General features: G+C 74.4%; 18 protein-coding genes. 6 read left to right on the plus strand and 12 right to left on the minus strand.

Annotation, left to right across the window (positions count from 1 at the left end):
* Window positions 1–39: 39 nt before the first annotated feature.
* The 9 genes from ACIBPC_RS09400 to ACIBPC_RS09440 form a co-directional block, all read right to left on the minus strand.
* Window positions 40–894 carry an HAD family hydrolase gene (locus ACIBPC_RS09400; protein WP_398842386.1) on the minus strand — a complete coding sequence of 285 codons (855 nt, stop codon included), beginning with the start codon at window positions 892–894 and terminating at the stop codon, window positions 40–42.
* The gene (serS, locus tag ACIBPC_RS09405) at window positions 891–2,186 is read right to left on the minus strand and encodes a serine--tRNA ligase (RefSeq protein WP_398842388.1); all 1,296 of its coding nucleotides are present in this window, start codon (window positions 2,184–2,186) and stop codon (window positions 891–893) included. The genes ACIBPC_RS09400 and serS overlap by 4 nt, the downstream gene beginning before the upstream one ends.
* A 491-nt stretch (window positions 2,187–2,677) precedes the next feature.
* Window positions 2,678–3,616, minus strand: a complete 939-nt coding sequence (pheA, locus tag ACIBPC_RS09410; protein WP_362964023.1) for a prephenate dehydratase — start codon at window positions 3,614–3,616, stop codon at window positions 2,678–2,680.
* 42 nt (window positions 3,617–3,658) lie between these two features.
* Window positions 3,659–4,882, minus strand: a complete 1,224-nt coding sequence (gene efeB / locus ACIBPC_RS09415; RefSeq protein WP_398842390.1) for an iron uptake transporter deferrochelatase/peroxidase subunit — start codon at window positions 4,880–4,882, stop codon at window positions 3,659–3,661.
* A gap of 59 nt (window positions 4,883–4,941) precedes the next feature.
* The gene (locus ACIBPC_RS09420; protein ID WP_398842391.1) at window positions 4,942–6,894 is read right to left on the minus strand and encodes a copper resistance protein CopC; all 1,953 of its coding nucleotides are present in this window, start codon (window positions 6,892–6,894) and stop codon (window positions 4,942–4,944) included.
* 10 nt (window positions 6,895–6,904) lie between these two features.
* Window positions 6,905–7,366 (minus strand): copper chaperone PCu(A)C, encoded by a 462-nt coding sequence (locus ACIBPC_RS09425; protein ID WP_398842393.1) that lies wholly within the window; start codon window positions 7,364–7,366, stop codon window positions 6,905–6,907.
* Complete coding sequence (locus ACIBPC_RS09430; protein ID WP_398842394.1) at window positions 7,363–8,028, minus strand: SCO family protein; 666 nt, start codon at window positions 8,026–8,028, stop codon at window positions 7,363–7,365. Before ACIBPC_RS09430 ends, ACIBPC_RS09425 begins: the two co-directional genes overlap by 4 nt.
* Window positions 8,029–8,115: 87 nt before the next feature.
* The gene (locus ACIBPC_RS09435) at window positions 8,116–8,871 is read right to left on the minus strand and encodes a YcnI family protein (protein WP_398842396.1); all 756 of its coding nucleotides are present in this window, start codon (window positions 8,869–8,871) and stop codon (window positions 8,116–8,118) included.
* A gap of 128 nt (window positions 8,872–8,999) precedes the next feature.
* On the minus strand, window positions 9,000–9,695 hold the full coding sequence (locus tag ACIBPC_RS09440; RefSeq protein ID WP_398842398.1) for a hypothetical protein: 696 nt from the start codon (window positions 9,693–9,695) through the stop codon (window positions 9,000–9,002).
* Between the two features lie 229 nt (window positions 9,696–9,924).
* Here ACIBPC_RS09440 and ACIBPC_RS09445 point away from each other — a divergent pair, with 229 nt between their 5' ends.
* Together ACIBPC_RS09445 and tatA are read left to right on the plus strand one after the other, a co-directional pair.
* Window positions 9,925–10,368 carry an ATP-binding protein gene (locus tag ACIBPC_RS09445; RefSeq protein ID WP_362964010.1) on the plus strand — a complete coding sequence of 148 codons (444 nt, stop codon included), beginning with the start codon at window positions 9,925–9,927 and terminating at the stop codon, window positions 10,366–10,368.
* Between the two features lie 175 nt (window positions 10,369–10,543).
* Window positions 10,544–10,822: a Sec-independent protein translocase subunit TatA gene (tatA, locus tag ACIBPC_RS09450; RefSeq protein ID WP_362964009.1), complete on the plus strand. Its 279-nt coding sequence runs from the start codon at window positions 10,544–10,546 to the stop codon at window positions 10,820–10,822.
* 22 nt (window positions 10,823–10,844) lie between these two features.
* On the opposite strand, the gene ACIBPC_RS09455 is transcribed toward tatA, so the two are convergent.
* Window positions 10,845–11,525, minus strand: a complete 681-nt coding sequence (locus tag ACIBPC_RS09455) for a VTT domain-containing protein (protein WP_362964007.1) — start codon at window positions 11,523–11,525, stop codon at window positions 10,845–10,847.
* 159 nt (window positions 11,526–11,684) lie between these two features.
* Between ACIBPC_RS09455 and ACIBPC_RS09460 the strand changes: the two genes are divergently transcribed.
* From ACIBPC_RS09460 to speD, 3 genes are all read left to right on the plus strand, one after another.
* Complete coding sequence (locus ACIBPC_RS09460) at window positions 11,685–12,251, plus strand: AAA family ATPase (protein WP_398842399.1); 567 nt, start codon at window positions 11,685–11,687, stop codon at window positions 12,249–12,251.
* A 326-nt stretch (window positions 12,252–12,577) separates the two neighbouring features.
* On the plus strand, window positions 12,578–13,090 hold the full coding sequence (locus ACIBPC_RS09465) for a peptidylprolyl isomerase (protein ID WP_398843026.1): 513 nt from the start codon (window positions 12,578–12,580) through the stop codon (window positions 13,088–13,090).
* A 71-nt stretch (window positions 13,091–13,161) separates the two neighbouring features.
* Window positions 13,162–13,599 (plus strand): S-adenosylmethionine decarboxylase, encoded by a 438-nt coding sequence (gene speD, locus ACIBPC_RS09470; RefSeq protein WP_362964003.1) that lies wholly within the window; start codon window positions 13,162–13,164, stop codon window positions 13,597–13,599.
* A gap of 3 nt (window positions 13,600–13,602) precedes the next feature.
* Here speD and ACIBPC_RS09475 read toward each other — a convergent pair whose 3' ends face one another.
* Both ACIBPC_RS09475 and ACIBPC_RS09480 read right to left on the minus strand, forming a co-directional pair.
* Window positions 13,603–15,081, minus strand: coding sequence for an aminopeptidase P family protein (locus ACIBPC_RS09475; protein ID WP_362964001.1), 1,479 nt, complete (start codon window positions 15,079–15,081; stop codon window positions 13,603–13,605).
* Window positions 15,082–15,184: 103 nt separating this feature from the next.
* A complete protein-coding gene (locus tag ACIBPC_RS09480; RefSeq protein WP_398842401.1) occupies window positions 15,185–16,600 on the minus strand; it encodes a PP2C family protein-serine/threonine phosphatase in 1,416 nt (471 codons plus the stop codon).
* Between the two features lie 355 nt (window positions 16,601–16,955).
* Between ACIBPC_RS09480 and ACIBPC_RS09485 the strand changes: the two genes are divergently transcribed.
* A complete protein-coding gene (locus ACIBPC_RS09485) occupies window positions 16,956–17,636 on the plus strand; it encodes a bifunctional DNA primase/polymerase (protein WP_398842403.1) in 681 nt (226 codons plus the stop codon).
* Window positions 17,637–17,722 lie beyond the last annotated feature (86 nt).

The following is a 17,722-nucleotide window of genomic DNA, read 5'->3' on the forward strand; positions in this document are numbered from 1 at the left end:
TATCCACAGGCGGATCACACAGCCTGTGGACAACTCCCGTCAGACGGACGGCTCCAGCAGCGCCTCGATGACGGCCGCGATGCCGTCCTCGTCATTGCTCCCCGTCACCTCGTCGGCCACCGCGAGGACTTCGGGGTGCGCGTTGCCCATCGCCACACCGTGCGCCGCCCAGCCGAGCATCGACAGGTCGTTGGGCATGTCGCCGAACGCGATGGTGTCCGCCGCCCGTACGCCGAGCCGCCGCGCGGCGAGCGACAGGCCCGTCGCCTTCGACAGACCCAGCGGCAGCATCTCCACAAGGCTGGGGCCCGACACGACGAAGTCCACGACCCCGCCCAGACGTTCGCGCGCCGCGACGGCCAGCGCGTCGTCCCCCAGCACCCCGTGCTGGAGGTACAGCTTGATGACCGGATCGGCGAACAGCCCCTCCCGGTCAGGCACCCCCTCGCGCGGCCCGCCCACCTCGTCGGTGAGGTTCTGCGCCTCCACCGGCTGGAAGCGCCCGTCCATCCTGATCTCGCCGTCCACCCCGTCCGCCGCCGCGGCGACCCCGAGCGGCCCGAGCGCGTCCTCCAGCAGCTCCACCGCGCGCCGCGCCACGGCCCGGTCGAGCGTGACGGACGTCAGCAGCCGGTCCTCGCCCGCGTGGTAGAGCTGCGCGCCCTGCCCGCACACGGCGATGCCCCGGTACCCGAGCGCCCGCAGGATGTCCCGCGTCCACGCGACGCTGCGGCCGGTCGCCACGAGGTGCTCGGCGCCCGCCGCCTGCGCGGCGGCGAGCGCGTCACGGGTGCGCTGCGAGATCGTCCCGTCGCCGCGCAGCAGCGTGCCGTCCAGGTCGGTGGCGACCAGCCGGTACGGGAAGCGCTGCGGGAGACTGCTCCCGGGGCTCAACGGGCGGTGCCGGCGCCGGCGGTCGGCGTGAGGACGTCACGCCCGCCGAGGTACGGACGCAGCGCCTCGGGCACGTGCACCGAGCCGTCCTGCCGCTGGTGGTTCTCCAGCAGCGCGACGATCGTGCGCGGCACGGCGCACAGCGTCCCGTTCAGCGTGGCGAGCGGCCGGACGCCCTTGTCCTTGGTGCGCATCCTGACCTGGAGGCGGCGCGCCTGGAACTCCAGGCAGTTCGACGCGGACGTCAGCTCGCGGTACTTGCCCTGCGTCGGGATCCACGCCTCGCAGTCGAACTTGCGGGACGCCGACGCGCCCAGGTCGCCGCTCGCGACGTCGATCACGCGGAAGGGCAGTTCGAGCGCGGTCAGCCACTCCTTCTCCCACTCCAGCAGCCGCCGGTGCTCGGCCTCCGCCTCCTCGGGCGCGACGTACGAGAACATCTCGACCTTGTCGAACTGGTGCACGCGGAAGATGCCCCGGGTGTCCTTGCCGTACGACCCGGCCTCGCGGCGGAAGCAGGGGGAGAAGCCCGCGTAGCGCAGCGGGAGCTGCTCGGCGGGGATGATCTCGTCCATGTGGTACGCGGCGAGCGGGACCTCGGAGGTGCCGACGAGGTAGAAGTCGTCCTTCTCCAGGTGGTAGACGTCCTGCGCCGCCTGGCCGAGGAAGCCGGTGCCCTCCATGGCGCGCGGCTTGACCAGCGCGGGCGTCAGCATGGGGACGAAGCCGGCCTCCGTGGCGCGGGCGATCGCCGCGTTGACCAAGGCCAGCTCCAGCAGGGCGCCGACGCCGGTGAGGTAGTAGAAGCGCGATCCCGAGACCTTGGCGCCGCGTTCGGTGTCGATGGCGCCGAGGGCGGTGCCCAGCTCCAGGTGGTCGCGCGGGGCGAAGCCCTCGGCGTCGAAGTCGCGGACGGTGCCGTGCGTCTCCAGGACGGCGAAGTCCTCCTCGCCGCCGACCGGGACGTCGGGGTGCACGAGGTTGCCGAGCGCCAGGAGGTGGCGCTGCGTGTCGGCGGCGGCCTCGTCCCGTTCGGCGTCGGCGGCCTTGACGGCGGCGGCCAGCTCGCCCGCGCGCTTGAGCAGCTCGGCCTTCTCCTCGCCCTCGGCGCGCGGGATGCGCTTGCCGAGCTGCTTCTGCTCCGCCCGCAGTTCGTCGAAGCGGGAGGTGGAGGACCGGCGCCGCTCGTCGGCGGAGAGCAGGGCGTCGACGGCGGCGACGTCCTCTCCACGGGCGCGCTGCGAGGCGCGCACTCGGTCGGGGTCCTCACGGAGCAGACGAAGGTCAATCACGGCACCAGGCTACCGGGGTGGCCGAGGGCGGGGGAAACGGCTTCCCCGGAGGAAAAACGAGTCCGTCGCCACGACGCTTCCGAAGAGCTATTTGCCCGTTTTGCCGGGAAAGGCGCTCAGGGAAATCCACAGGTCAGAGCGGTTGTCCACGGAGTTATCCACAGGCTGGGGCGGCTGCCTGTGGACAGCCGGGGAGTTTCTCCGGGGGTGGCGGGGGCGTTGAAGAATTCCCGATTCAAACCCCGTTCATGCTCTCTTCCGGGGGAATCCCGCGCGAATTGCCTCACTCCGCAGAGTTAGGGGTACGCGTCATGGTGACGAAAGTGGTTTCGGCCCCCTGTGGGCGCCTTCGGGGCCGACCGGCCGCTATGTCGTGAATGTCTGGGTGGCCGTATCGACTTGTACACAGCCACCGGGCCGCGCCTGTGGATAACTCGGCCGTTCATCCACAGGCCCGTCCCCAGGCCGCCCCCCGACCTGCCCCGACGCCCTCACGCCCCGCCGTGCCGCCCGTCCAGGCACCGCGTCAGCCAGTCCGCCGACCGCAGGAAATCCTGGTCCGTCGTGCCCGTCCTGATCGTCGGCTCGACATGGTCCGCCCTCGGATACGACCCGAGGTACCTGATGTCCGCGCACAGCCGCTTGAGCCCCATCAGCACCTCCCCGACCCGCCGGTCCGAGACATGCCCCTCGCAGTCCACCGAGAAGCTGTACTGCCCGATGCCCTTGCCGGTCGGCCGCGACTCGATGCGCATCAGGTTCACCCCCGACGCCGCGTACTCCTGGAGCACCTCAAGCAGCGCGCCCGGATGGTCGGCGCGCAGCCACAGCACCACCGACGTCTTGTCCGCCCCCGTGGGCGCCGCCGGACGCGACGGGCGGCCGACGAGGACGAAGCGCGTCGTCGCGTTGTGCGCGTCGTGGATGTCGGTGACCAGCGGCTCCAGCCCGTAGATCGGCGCCGCGAACTCACCGGCGAACGCCGCGTCGTACCGCGCCTCCTGCACCAGCCGCGCCCCGTCCGCGTTCGACGCCGCCGACTCCCACTGCGCCTCCGGCAGGAAACGCGCCAGCCAGTCCCGCACCTGCGGCTGCGCCACCGGGTGCCCGGTGACCGTCTTGATCTCCTCGATCACCGTCCCCGGCCGCACCAGCAGCGCGAACGCGATCGGCAGCAGCACCTCGCGGTAGATCATCAGCTGCCCGCCCGACGCCAGCTCGTCCACCGTCGCCGTGACGCCGCCCTCCACCGAGTTCTCGATCGGCACGAGCGCCGCCGCCGCCTCGCCCGACCGCACGGCGTCCAGCGCGGCCGGCACCGAGATCATCGGCACCAGCTCACGGGTCGCGGCCTCGGGCAGCGTGCGCAGCGCCGCCTCCGTGAACGTCCCCTCGGGGCCCAGATACGCGTAGCGGCTCGCAGCTGTCATGGCGCAACCGTAGCCGCGCCCGCGCGCACCGTGCCCGCCGTCTCAGCTTTCGAGCAGCCGTTGACCCACGTACTCGCCCTGTGCAGCGCCCCCGGGCACGGCGAACAGCGCGCTCGCCTCGTGCCGCACGAACTCCGACAGCGCGTCCCCCCGGTCGAGCTTGCGCTGCACCGGCACGAAGCCCCGCAGCGGGTCCGCCTGCCAGCAGACGAAGAGCAGCCCGGCGTCCGGACTCCCGTCCTCGCGGAAGCCGTCGTGGTACGAGAACGGGCGCCGCAGCATCGCCGCGCCGCCGTTCGTGTCCGGCGAGGTGACGCGTACGTGCGCGTTCGGCGCGATGACGGGCCGCCCGTCGTCGCCGGTGGCGTCCAGGTCGACCGGCGTCGTCTCGCTCCCGCCCGTCAGCGGCGCGCCGTCCGCCAGCCGCCGCCCTATGACGCGCTCCCGCTCCTCGCGCGGCAGGTCCTCCCACGGGTCGAGCAGCATCCGGATGCGGCGCACGACGGCGTACGAGCCGCCCGCCATCCACGCCGGGTCGCCGTCGGCGGGGACGAAGATCCGGGCGTCGAAGTCGTCGTCCGCCGGGTCGGGGTTGTTGGTGCCGTCCACCTGGCCCATGAGGTTGCGCGTCGTCATCGGCCGCGCGGTGGCGCCGGGGCCGCGGTTGAAGCCGCCCATGGTCCAGCGGACCGCCGCCGTGCCCGCGGCGGCGCGCTGGAGCGTGCGCAGGGCGTGGTACGCGACCAGCGCGTCGTCCGCGCCGATCCGCGCCCACAGGTGGCCGTCCGAACGGGCCGGGTCAAGCGCGTCCGCGGAGAAGGCGGGCAGCGGGGCGAGCGCGGCGGGGCGGGCGCCGGTGAGTCCTGTCGCGTCGAAGAAGCCGTGGCCGAAGCCGAACGTCACGGTCAGCGAGGCGGGGCCCGCGTCGCGCGTGACGTCGGTGCCGGACACGGACGCCTCGCCCGCCATCAGCCCGGCGGCCAGCTCGGACCAGCGGCGCAGCAGCGCGGCGGCCTCGCGCCGCCCCGCGCCCGGCACGAGGTCGAAGGCGGTGAGGTGGCCGTGCGCCTGCGTCGGCGTGGTGATGCCGGGCTGGCGCGCGCCGTGGAACGGTACGGCCGCCGCGCCGACCGTGGTCAGCGCCGGTCCCGGCTCGCCGGTGGTGGCGGCGTGGCCGAGGGCGCCGCCGGTGGCACCGAGGGCGACACCGGCGGCGCCCGCGGCGCCGGAGGTGGTGAGGAGGCGGCGGCGGGAGATGTCTGGCATGTCTGTTCTCGCGTTGCTGTGGTTCTTCGCTGGGAAGGGGTGGGGTGGTGCGGGTCGGGTCAGCCGATGGGGACGGTGGCCGTCTCCGTGACCTGGTCGATGTCCGAGGTGCGGAGGGTGACGGCCAGTTCCCATTCGCCGGGGCGCGGGAGCTGCACGTCGGGGACGGTCCAGTGCCCGGCGGCCACGTGCAGCGCGTCGTAGCGCAGCGGGCCGATCTCCTCGGCGGGGAGGGTGAGGGCCACGCGGATCTCCTCGGCGTCGGTGGGGGCGCCTGACGGGTCGGCGAGCAGGATGTGCAGGGTGTTGCCGCCGGTCGTGGCGGGGGACAGCTCCAGCTCGGCGGTGCCCGCGCCGCCTTCGCCGCCCGTGTCGTACGGCATGGACACCGAGACGGGTCCGGCCGGTTCCGGCGCGGCCTGCCCGTCGCCCGAGCCGTCCGCCACGCTGGTCCCGGTCTCGTCGGCCGTGTGCGCGGGCGTGGCGGCGGTCAGCGCGGTCGTGACGGCGAGCAGCACGGCGGCGATGCCCGTCTCGACGAGGACGGAACGGCGCAGCCCGGCCCGTTCCGTGTCGGCGTCGCGCGCCTTGCGGCGGGCGGCCCGGTCGATGGCGGCGCGCTGCCGGGCGAGCTGCCTGGCACGTTCGGTATCAGGGGCGTCCTGTGCGCCGGCGCCCACCGGCTCGGGGACCGCCGCCTCGGGCGTACGGTCCGCCAGCCGCGCCGTCCAGCGCCGCGAGAAGCCCGCGACCGCCAGCAGCACGGCGACCAGCGCCACCTTCACGAGCAGCAGCTGCCCGTACGCCGTCCCCGTCAGCGCGCTCCACGACAGCCCGACCTGCCGCCACGACTGGTACAGGCCCGTCACCGCCAGCACGGCCACGCTGCCCAGCGCGACCGACGAGAAGCGCCCCACCGCCGCGCGCGGCACGGCGACGGGCGCCCGCGCCAGCAGCGCCAGCAGGGCGGCCAGCCCGCCGAGCCAGGCGCCCACGGCGAGCAGGTGCGCGATGTCGGCGGGGATGGCGAGCCCTGTCTGCCGCCCGGTGGAGGCGTGCTCGGACATCGCCCAGGTGGCGGCGATGCCGATGGCCAGGATGGCGCCGCCCAGGCCCAGGCCGAACGTGAGGTCGCGCAGCCGTTGCGCGTGGGCCTCGGCGAGGTAGGCCGCCTCGTCGGGGTCGTCGCTCCCGGGTTCCGCGGGTATGGCGTCGGCCGCGTGGAGCCGGGCGTAGCGTCCGTAGAGCAGGGCGATGAACGCACCGGCGGCGGCCACCAGCAGCAGCCGCGTGACGAGCGCGGTGCCCGTACGGGTCTCCACCACGTCGCGCAGCCCGCCCAGGTCGAGCACGTCCGCCAGGTCACCCGTGCCGGTGTAGGGCGTGCGCAGCAGCAGGAGCGCCACAGTCCCGGCCGTCAGTGCGGTCCACCCCGTGAGCGTCACCCGCTGGAGCGCGCGCAGCCCCGACGCGGCGGGCCAGCACGCCAGCGCGAACACGCAGGAGCCGACGAGCAGCACGAAGCCCGCGTACGAGACGTACCGCCCCACGTCGTACAGCAGCCCGACCACACCGTCGTCCCCCGTCGCCGAGACCGCCGCGACATCGACGCTGCTCTCGGACGGCGCCCCGATGGAGAAGGTGAACGCGCCCGCGATCGGGTGGCTGTCGGCTGACACGACATGCCAGGTGACGGTGTACGTCCCGTCCCCGAGGCCGTCGCGCAGCCCGACCGCGTGCTCGGTGCCGCTGCCCGCGCCACCGGCCGCCTCCCCGGTGTCCGCGCGTGCGCCGTCCGGCGCGAGGACGCGGATGCCGTCGTCGGGGACGGACACGCTCTCCGAGAACGTCAGGCCCACGGAGGCGGGCGCCCCGGCGACCACCGCGCCGTCCTCCGGGTCGGTGCCGGTGAGGACGGCGTGCGCGCCCGCGGACGGGGCGGCGGACAGCAGCGCCGCGAGCGCGGCGGCGACGACCGTGAGCAGCTGGAGGAAACGGCGTGGCGCGGTCATGGCGGTGCTCTCACTCCCCGGTGTGGTTCGCGGCTTCGACCGGCACGTCGAGGGTGATCGGCGCGGAGGTCCTGAAGTGGAGTTCGATCGGCACGGTGTCGCCCTCGGCGGGGCGGGCGGGCAGGTCCATCAGCATCAGGTGGCTGCCGCCGCGGTCCAGTGACAGGCTGCCGCCCGCCGGGACCGTGAGCGAGGACACCTGGCGCATGGTGGTGCCCTCCGTCTCGTGGATCTCGACCGACCCGGCCGCTTCGCTCGTGACGGAGGTGAGGGCGTCGTCGGTGCCGCCCGCGTTCTCGACGGTGAGGAACGCCCCCGCCACGTCGGCGGTCGGCGGCCGGGGGATGTACGCGCCGGAGACCGTCAGCTCGGGCGGCGCGCCGTCCCCGTCCGCGCCCCCGTCCTCCCCGCCGCAGCCGGCGAGGAGGAGCGCCAGGGCGAGCGCCGCCGCGGCGGGGCCGCCGCGTGTCACGGCAGTTCCCCTTCGAGCAGCTTCGGCAGGTCGCGCGTGAAGGTCTCCGACGTCACGCCCTCCGAGTACAGGACGTGTCCCCGGTCGTCCGTGGGCAGGAAGCCGACGACCTGGGTGCCGTGGGTGGACTCGACACTGCCGTCGTCGTTCTCGACGGACGGCTCGATGTAGATGCCCACCGACTCGGCGGCCTCCTGGATGGCGTCGAAGTCGCCGGTCAGGCCGGTGAAGTCGGGGTCCTGGGCGTCGAGCCAGGCGCCGAGCGACTCGGGGGTGTCGCGCTCGGGGTCGGTGGTGACGAAGACGACCCGCAGGTCGGCGCGCTGCGCCTCGGTGAGCCCGGCGGTGGCGACGGCGATGTTGCTCATCGTCAGCGGGCAGATGTCGGGGCAGTTGGTGTAGCCGAAGTAGAGCAGGGTGGCGTGCCCGGCCGTCTCGGCCCGCAGGTCGTACGGCTCGCCGTCGGTGTCGGTGAGGACGAGGTCGGGCTTCTCGAACGGGGTGTCGAGGACGGTGCCCTCGTCGGGCCGCTGTCCGCCGGACACCTCGGCGGCGGCCGTGTCGTCGCCGCCGTCCGCGCCGTCGTCGCCGCTCCCGCAGGAGGCGAGGGCGAGCAGGGTGGCGGCGGCGACGGCCGCGGTGGTGAGTCTGCGCAGGTGCATGAGGAACGGTTTCTCTGAATGCTGCCGTGAAAGGGGGAGGAGGAACGCGCGGGACGGGCGCCGGCCCGTCCCGCGCGGCCGGTGGTGTCAGGCGCCGGTGCGGCGGCGTCCGGCCAGGACGCCGAAGGCGACGCCCGCCAGGCCGACGGCGATGCCCGCGACGCCGAGCACACGGGCCATGGTGTCCGCCGAGTCGTCGTCGGACGCGGCGGCGGCCGTGCCCTGCGTGTCGTCGCCTGACGCGTGCTCCGCGTTCGCGCCGTCCTCCTCCGCCCCGGCCTCGGCCGGGGCGGCGCCGTGCCCGTCGCCGTCACCGGGGACGAGCGCCAGGACAGGCGACGGGCTCTCCGGCTCGGAACCGTCCGCCGCGGGCTCCTCGATCCAGCGGACGATCTCGTCGTTGTCGTACGTCTGGATCGCGTCGAAGACGAGCTGGTCCGCGTCCTCGGGCAGCGGCCCGACCGACAGCGGGAACTCCTGGAACTGCCCCGGCTGGATCTCCCCGCCGGTCCAGGTCACGACGCTCGGCGCCTCGGTGACGGGGCTGCCGTGCACCTCGATCGGCTCGTCCAGCTCGGCGGTCTCCACCGTCACCTCCCAGCCGGGCACGGGCTGCGGCATGACGGACGCGAGCGGGTGCTCGGGGTCGAGGTGCAGTTCGAGCCGGATGGTCGAGGCGTCGTCCCGCTCGTTGGGGACCTTGACCTTGATGGTGCTGTAGCCGCCCTGCGAGGCCTCGGCGGGGTCGATGCTGACGTGCGGCGACGCGGTCGGCGCGGTGACCGCGAGGACGGTGGCCGTGGCCGCGACGAGGGTCAGGGCGGCCAGACGTGTGCGCTGCATGAAGGGACTCCGTTGATTCGGAACCGGTGGGACGGGACGAGGAAACGCGCGGCGTTTCCGGGCGCGCGGTCATGGCGCACCTGTCCCGTCCGGGTTCCGGGGGAGTGGAGCCGGGGGAGCGGAGCGCGTCAGGCCGCGAGGGCGAAGAGGGGAGGCCCGCGGCGCGTGACGGTGTCGGGCAGCGGCGTGCCCTGGGTGACGGGCGTCGGGTGGTGCGCGGTGCGCGCGGGACGTACGGCGTCCGGCGCGTCCGGCAGCAGCCCGGCGTACAGGGAAACGGCGAGCAGCAGCGCGCGCCGTAGCGGCAGGGGCCCACGGGCGGCGAGGCGTACGAGCCGCCACAGCGCCGCCTCGCCCCTGCACAGCAGCCACCCGGCGATGAGGGCGGCGGCGAGGTGGGCGAGCAGCATGCCGCCGGACGGCAGCAGCCCGTGCGCCTCAGCGGCGGGCGCCGGGGGAACGGGGTCCAGACCCGCCGCCCGGACGATGCGGGTCGCCGACGCGTCGGTCAGCGTGAGCGCGTGGTCGTTGCACAGCAGCAGGCGCGCCTGCGCGACCGGCCCGCCGCCGCCGTGGTGCGCGGCGGGGGGCATCGCGGTGCCGAGGCTGTAGAGGCAGTGCAGGGCGAGCTGCCCGATGCCGAGGAACGCGGCGAAGGCCGGGAGCGAGCGCCGTTCGCGCCCGGCGGGCGCCAGGGCGACGGCGAACGCGGCGGCCCATCCCGCGGCCAGCGCCCAGGGGCTGACGCCGGTCCCGCCCGCGGACAGGTGCCCGGCGGCGGCCAGCGTGGCGCACGCCGCGGCGAGGACCGCGGCTCGCAGCATTCGCAGATCGGCTCCGGCACGCATGGCGCGGCCATCATCTCATCGGGGCGGTCGGGAAGCGCCGGTGGGGAGCCGCCCGGCCGCGGACGGCTCCCCCCGCTTTGCCACGAAAGATGCCGTTATCCCCCGATACGTCCGCCGAACGGGGGTGTTGCGCCGACCGCGCGCTTACGGCGTGCGCCGGTAGGCAATACGTACTGACGGGGCGCGACCGGAAGGAGGCTGGAGCATGAGCATCTGGTGGTCTCTCCAACTGCGGCGGGAAGCGGCCAGCGTCCCGCTCGCGCGGCGCCTGCTGCTCGGCGCGATGGAGGCGGCGGGGGTGGACGCCGAGATCTCCCACGAACTGTCGGTCGCCCTCTCCGAGGCCTGCTCCAACGCGGTGCGGCACGCGGGCGGCCACTCCGGCGTCTACCGCGTCACCGCGTCGATCAACGGGGACGTCTGCCGCATCGAGGTCACCGACAGCGGCCCCGGCTTCCCCGCGGGCGGCTGGCTGCCGCCGGTGGCGGGACCCGCCCGCGAACCGGCGCTCGGCGGGCGCGGCCTCGGGCTGATCGAGGCGCTGTCCGACCGCGTGCGCTTCGGCAACCAGCCGGGGAGCGGCGGCGCGGTCATCACGTTCGACAAGGTCCTCAAGTGGCGCGAGGGCGCGCTGCTGCGCGTCTCCTGAACGCGCGCCTGCCTCTTCCGGCCCCTGCCGTACCTAAGATCCCTGACGCCCTGATCCCCTTGTCGCGGCACGGATGTCCGGCGTATTCCTGTTCACTTCGCGCGCGCCGCGTTACCGTGGCGAGGGATGCGGGGCGCGCGGACGCGCCCCTTCCGAACCGTGCGGAGGTGGAGTCATGGGCCAGATAGGACTCAGGGAGCTGGTGCTCCTGGCGATCGTCGTGCTGCTGGTCTTCGGGGCGAAGCGGCTCCCGGACATCGCGCGGTCGCTCGGCAAGTCGGCGCGCATCCTCAAGAGCGAGACGGCGGCCATGCGCACGGAGAACCGCACGGAGAACGCGCCGGCCGAAGCACCGGCCCAGCAGCCCGCGGCCCCGCGCACCATCCAGGCCGCGCCGGGCGACATGTCCACCGCCCGCCCGGTGACCGAGACGGGCACCGCCGCCCAGGGCTGACCCGCCCCGGGCACCGGCACGCTCAGCGCTTCGCGTGCCGCCCGCGCACCGGCGGCTCCGCCGCCCCGGCCGCGCCCGCCGGCGCGGACCGCCGGGCGCGCAGGTACTCGACCGCGATCGGCACCACCGACAGCAGCACGATCGCGACGAGCATCAGCTCGATGTTCTCCCGCACCAGCCCGACCTGCCCGAGCCCGGCGCCCAGCAGCGTCACGCCCGCGCCCCACAGCACGCCGCCGATCACGTTGAAGACGACGAACGAGCGGTAGTCCATGCGGCTCACGCCCGCGATGATCGGCGTGAACGTCCGCACGATCGGCACGAAGCGGGCGAGCACCAGCGACTTCGGCCCGTGCTTCGCGAAGAAGACGTTCGCCTTCTCGACGTTCTCCTGCTTGAACAGCCGCGAGTCCGGCCGCCGGAAGAGCGAGGGCCCCACCTTGCGCCCGAAGAGGTAGCCCACCTGGTCGCCGAGCACCGCCGCGACCACCACCAGCGCGCACACCAGCCACAGCGGGTGGTGCAGGTACTGGCCGGTGGAGACGAGCATGCCCGATGTGAAGAGCAGCGAGTCGCCCGGCAGGAAGAAGCCGATCAGCAGCCCGGACTCGGCGAAGACGACGAGCAGGATGCCGATCAGGCCGAAGGACTGGATGAGGTGTTCCGGGTCGAGCCAGCTCGGGCCGAGGGCCAGGGATTCCATGCGGGAGAAACCTCGCGGAGCGCCGCCGGAGGTGGTCCCTCCGGGCTGCGCCCCAGGCTACCAACGCGCCGCGCGGCTCTCTCCCGTCCGCCGTTCCGCGCGTGCCGCCGCCCGGATACCCGGTGGCGCGCGCCCGGGGCCGTCCGCGAGGGTGGCCGGATGCCCGACGACAGCGTTCCGTACGGCCCGCCGCCCGGCTCGGTGATCCTGATCACCGGGGTCATGGCGGCGGGGAAGTCCACCGTGGCCGAGGCCCTCGCCGCCCGGCTGCCGCGCGCGGCCCACGTGCGGGGGGACGCGTTCCGCCGCATGATCGTCTCCGGCCGCGCCGAGCCGCTGCCGGGCGACGCGTCCCCCGAGGCCGCCGCGCAGCTGCGGCTGCGCCACCGGATCGCCGCCCGGGTGGCGGAGGAGTACGCGGCGGCCGGGTTCACGGCGGTGGTCCAGGACATCGTGCTCGGGGACGACCTGGCGTACTGGACCGGCCTCGTGCGCGACCGGCCGCTCCACGTCGTCGTGCTCGCCCCCGGCCCGGGGGCCGTGGCGGCGCGCGAGGCGGGGCGGGCGAAGACGGGGTACGGGGCGTGGACGGTGGCCGCCATGGACAGCGCCCTGCGTGAGGGGACGCCGCGCCTCGGCCTGTGGCTCGACACGTCGGCGCGGACGCCGGAGGAGACGGTGGACGCCGTCCTCGCGCGCCTGCCGGAGTCCCGGATCCGCCGCTGACGCGGTTCCGGTGGTCACCGGGGGGAGGCGCACGGGAACACTGTGGTGCATGATGTGGGGTCGGAGCTTCTCTTTTCTCATACTTTTCGGAAGGCGTCCTCATGATCCGCTCCCCCCGGCGGCTTGCGACCGCACTGCCGACCGCGCTGCTCTGCCTCGGCCTGGTGACCGCCTGCGGTTCCGACGACGGCTCCGACGGCGAGGGGGGAGACGGCGCGAACAGCGCGACGAGCGCCCCCGAGGAGCAGCCCACCGACCAGGCGCCGAGCGACCAGGCGCCCACCGAGGAGCCCCCGGCGGAGTCGGAGTTCGGCGGCCCCGCGAGCGTGGACCCCTCGGACGCGACCGCCGCCACGATCCACACCAGCGAGGGCGACATCGAGGTGACGCTCTTCCCCGAGCAGGCGCCGCTCGCGGTCACCAACTTCGCCGGCCTCGCGGACGGCTCGCTGCCCTACGAGGGGCAGGAGAACGGCGAGCCGCTCTACGACGGCACGATCTTCCACCGCGTCATCGCCGACTTCATGATCCAGGGCGGCGACCCGGAGGGCACCGGCATGGGCGGTCCCGGGTACGAGTTCGCGAACGAGACCAGCCCCGACCTGACCTTCGACGAGCCGTACGTCCTGGCGATGGCCAACGCCGGTCCTGACACGAACGGTTCGCAGTTCTTCATCACCGTCGCGGCGACCGAGTGGCTGAACGGCGGCTACAGCATCTTCGGCGAGGTCACCGACGAGGCGAGCCGCGAGGTGGTGGACGCCATCGTCAGCACGGAGGTCGACGGCGAACGGCCGGTCGAGGACATCGTCATCGAGTCCGTCGAGGTCACCGGCTGACGGTCCGCCGCCGCCCTACCATCCGTACATACGCCGATCGACTGATATGTCCGGATGGTAGGCTCGCCGCCGTGACCCCGCACGTGCCGGCGGCCGGGACAACAGCCGCAGCCCCGCCACCCGTTGACGCGCCGTCCGGCACCTTCACCGGCACGGGTCCCGGCGGCGGCGAGATGTCCACCTACGCCGTCGACCTCTGGGTCGCCGACCCCGCCGTCCTCACCGACGAGCCGCTGCTCCTGCACATCCTGCGCACCGCGGCCGCCGCGGGCGGCGCCACCGTCCTCGGCGAGGCGACGCACGTCTTCCCCAACGGCGCGGTGACGGCGATCCTCCTGCTGTCCGCGTCCCACATCAGCGTCCACACCTGGCCGGAACACCGCCTCGCCCACGTGGACGTGCTCGCGTACGGGCGCGGCAGCGGCGCCCGCATGGTCGCCTCCGTCGAGGCGGCGCTCGCCCCCGTACGCGTCACGACGGCGCGCGTGCCGCGCGCCGTCGGCCCCTGAGCGTCAGGGCAGGAGGCGGGCCATCCACGCCTCCACGTCGTCCGCGCCGCGCGGCAGGGCGGCGGAGAGGTTGCGGTTCCCGTCCTCGGTGACCAGCAGGTCGTCCTCGATGCGGATGCCGATGCCCCGGTACTCCTCGGGCACCGTCAGGTCGTCCGGCTGGAAGTAGAGACCCGGCTCCACCGTCAGGCACATGCCGGGCTCCAGCGTGCCCTCGACGTACGTCTCCCGGCGGGCCGCCGCGCAGTCGTGCACGTCCATGCCGAGCATGTGGCCCGTGCCGTGCAGCGTCCAGCGGCGCTGGAGCCCGAGGTCGAGCACGCGCTCCACCGGCCCTTCGAGCAGCCCCCACTCGACCAGCTTCTCCGCCAGCACCCGCTGCGCCGCCGCGTGGAAGTCGCGGTACTTGGCGCCCGGCTTCACGGCCGCGATGCCCGCCTCCTGCGCCTCGAACACCGCGTCGTAGACCTTCCGCTGGAGCGGCGTGAAGCGCCCGTCGACCGGGAGGGTGCGCGTGACGTCCGCCGTGTACAGCTCGGTCGTCTCCACACCCATGTCGAGCAGCAGCAGGTCGCCCGGCCTGACGGGCCCGTCGTTGCGCACCCAGTGCAGCGTGGTGGCGTGCGGGCCCGAGGCGCAGATCGAGCCGTAGCCCACGTCGTTGCCCTCCACGCGGGCGCGCAGGAAGAACGTTCCCTCGATGTACCGCTCGGACGTCTCGCGCGCCTTGTCGAGCACGCGCACCACGTCCTCGAAGCCGCGCGCGGTGGCCTCGCAGGCGTGCGCCAGCTGCGCGATCTCGAAGTCGTCCTTGACGAGCCGCATCTCCGACAGGAAGACGCGCAGCTCCTCGTCACGCTCGCCCGTCACCTTGTCCGCGAGCGCCGCCTCGACCTCGGTGTCGTACGAACGCACCACGCGGACCGGGCCCTTCGCCGCCCGCAGCAGGTCGGGCACGGTGCGCACGTCCGCGACCGGCAGGCCGTAGAGCAGCCCCGCCTCGGTCAGGCTGGTGCGGCGGCCGACCCACAGCTCGCCCTGCCCGCTGAGCCAGAACTCGCCGTTCTCCCGGTCGGAACGCGGCAGCAGGTAGAGCGTCGCCTCGTGGCCGCCGGAGTCGCGCGGCTCCAGGATCAGCACGCCGTCCTCGGTCTGGTCGCCCGTCAGATAGGCGTACTCGACGGCGGCGCGGAAGGGGTAGTCCGTGTCGTTGGAACGCGTCTTGAGCCGCCCGGCGGGGACCACCAGGCGCTCGCCGGGGAACCGCGCGGACAGCGCGGCGCGGCGGCGCGCCGTGTGCGCGGCCTGGGGGACGGGGGCGAGGTCGCGGCGTTCGGTGTCGGCCCAGCCGCGCTTCATGTTCTCGGCCAGCTCGTCGGAGATCCCCGGGGTGACCTTGTTCTTCCGGTCCTCGCGCTCGTCGGGCTCCCCGGCCGGCTGCTCGCCGCCGTTCACATCCGGGGTGGTCTGCTCCTCGGCCATGCCACGCCTCCTCGCCTGCCGGTGGACCGGTCGCTGACCGGCCCGTCCATCGTATGCGGCGGGGCGCGGCGCGCGACAGGCCGGTGGGCGGCGCGGTGGGGGGTCAGCCGCCGAAGCGCGCGGCGAGGAGGACGGTGTCGTCGGCGGCTCCGGCGTGCGGCGCGTCGGGGCCGGGGCGGTCGGGGCGCACGGTGCGCAGCAGGTGGTCCACGAGCAGTTCGGGGTCGGCGCGGACGCCTGGCCCGGCGGCGAGCGCGGCGTCGCGCAGGCGTCCGAACGCGCGGTCGAGCGGCTCGCCCGTGCGGTGCAGCAGCCCGTCGCTGTAGAGCAGGACCGTTTCTCCCTCCGCGATGTCCAGCTTGACGCTCGGCGCCTCCCAGCAGGCCAGCATGTTGAGCGGCGCGGACAGCGCCGTCTCCGCGAACTCGGCACGCGAGGGCCCGACCACCAGCGGCGGCGGATGCCCGGCCGAGGCGACGACGAGGCGGCGCGCGGCCGGCTCGGCGTACCCGAAGAGCGCGGTCGCGGGACGGCCGGGCTCGGTCAGGCGCAGCAGCAGCTCCAGGTCGGACAGCACGGCGACCGGGTCCTCGCCCTCCATCACGGCATACGCGCGCAGCCCGGCGCGCAGCCGTCCCATCGCGGCGAGCGCGGCGGGTCCTGTGCCGGTCGTGCCGCCGACGGCGAGGCCGAGCGCGTGGTCGGGCAGGGCGAGCGCGTCGTAGAAGTCCCCGCCGCCGCGCGGCCCGGTGCTGTGCCGCACGGCCAGCGTCACGCCGGGGACGCGGGGCAGGCGCGGCGGCAGCAGGCCCTCGTGGACGGCGGTGAACGCGGAGCGGGCGCGGGCGAGTTCGAGCCGGTTCGCGATGTGCTGCCCGGCCTGGCGCAGGTAGAGGGCGAGCAGGTGCCGCTGCCGCCGGTCCGGCTGCCCCGGCTTGTCGTACAGCCATACCGCCGCGCCGAGCGGTCCCGGGGTCTCCGCGGTGAGCGGCACGGCGTAGCTCGCCGCGAAGCCGAGGCGCGCGGCGACCTCGCGGTGCCGCGGGTGCAGCCGGTCCTCGCGGGCGATGTCGCGGTGCACGACCTCGGCGGTCTCGCCGTCGCCGCCCAGGACGGTGTGGAAGCCGCGCGGCACGGTCTCGATGTGCCCGAGGTCGGCGCGGCCGAGGCCGAGTCCCGCGAGCCGTTCGGGGCCGAGGCCGTCCACCGGCCGCAGGCTCACCAGGCCGCGGCGCGCCCCCACGAGCCCGGCCCCGGCGCGCAGGGTCTCATGCAACGCGTCGGCGAGGGTACGCGTACGGGCGAGCCGTTCCGTGAGGCTGTGCAGGGTCGTGAGGTCGGAGATCCAGGACGCGAGCCGGTCCTGGACGCCGCCGGGGCGGGCGGCGCCGTCGGCGGGCCGCGCGGACGGCGGCACCGGGGTCTGCGAGACGGGATTCTGCGGCACGGAGGAAAGGGAAGGTTTGATTCCGGCCACTTTTGACGAGGGGAGCGAAGGGGGCGAGGGGGATGCGCTCATGTGGGAGGGCTTTCGTCAAGGCACGCAGGCCCACGGATGTCGGTATTGTCCTGCCGTGATGGATGATGCCCAGGGAACGGCTCCGTTCCGGGGCCGACAGGCCGGGCCGCGCGGACTTTGGCGGAAAACGGCCTGCTGTCCCCGGAGGGCACGATCCACTGGGCGGCCACGGCCGAGGAGCGGATCGGACGGACCGTGTACATATCGGAACGGATGCGCGAGTTCCGGCGTCCTACAGGGTGAGGCGGTCAGGTCCCCCCTCCCTCCGCTGCTCCTCACTGCGCGACCCGCTGCACACGGTGATCTGAGTTCCACGTGGTGTATCCGAACCCGCGAAGGAAGGGAACGAGCGCTGATGCGCGAGATCCTCGGAGAGCGACGCACGAACGGAAACGGAAACGGAAAGGACGGCCGGGACGGCGACCCCGCCCTGCGCCGCGCCGCCCTGCGGTACGCGCGACACCGGCACTGGCCCGTCCTCCCCGGGGCCGCGGTCCTTGAGGACAGCGGCTGCGCGTGCGAGCGGCCCGACTGCGTGGTCCCCGGTGCCCACCCCGCCGACCCCCCGCTGCTCGCGGCCACGGCGGACCCCGCCATGGTCGCCTGGTGGTGGACCGAACGCCCGGCCGCGCCGATCGTGCTGGCCACCGGGGGGCGCGCACCCTGCGCCATGAGCCTCCCGGCGCTCGCCGGGGCGCGCGCGCTCGACGCCTGCGACCGCCTCGGTGTGACCACGGGCCCGGTACTGGCGACGCCCACGCGCTGGATGTTCCTGGTCGAGCCCTACGACCTGCCCGAGCTGGGCGAACTGCTCGTCGAGCAGGAGCACGTGCCCAGCAGCCTGCGCTTCCACGGCGAGGGCGGTTACGTGCCCCTGCCCCCGTCCCGTACGGGCGCGGGCAACGTCTGGTGGGTGCGCGAACCCCGGTCCGACGACGGCGGCGGCGTCACGCTGCCCCGCGCCGCCGGGCTGCTGGACGTCCTGGTGGCGGCGGGGCTGACCGCGCCCGACCAGGGCAGCCGGCTCGCGTACTGACCCGCGCGCGCCCCGGGGGGAGAAACGGAAAAACGCCGCCCGGGGAGGACGGCGTGACATGGACGGACCCGATCGCTGGCGACGGG

Origin of the sequence: Streptomyces sp. NPDC049879 (assembly GCF_044461265.1) — a bacterium.
Taxonomy (GTDB): Bacteria; Actinomycetota; Actinomycetes; order Streptomycetales; family Streptomycetaceae; genus Streptomyces.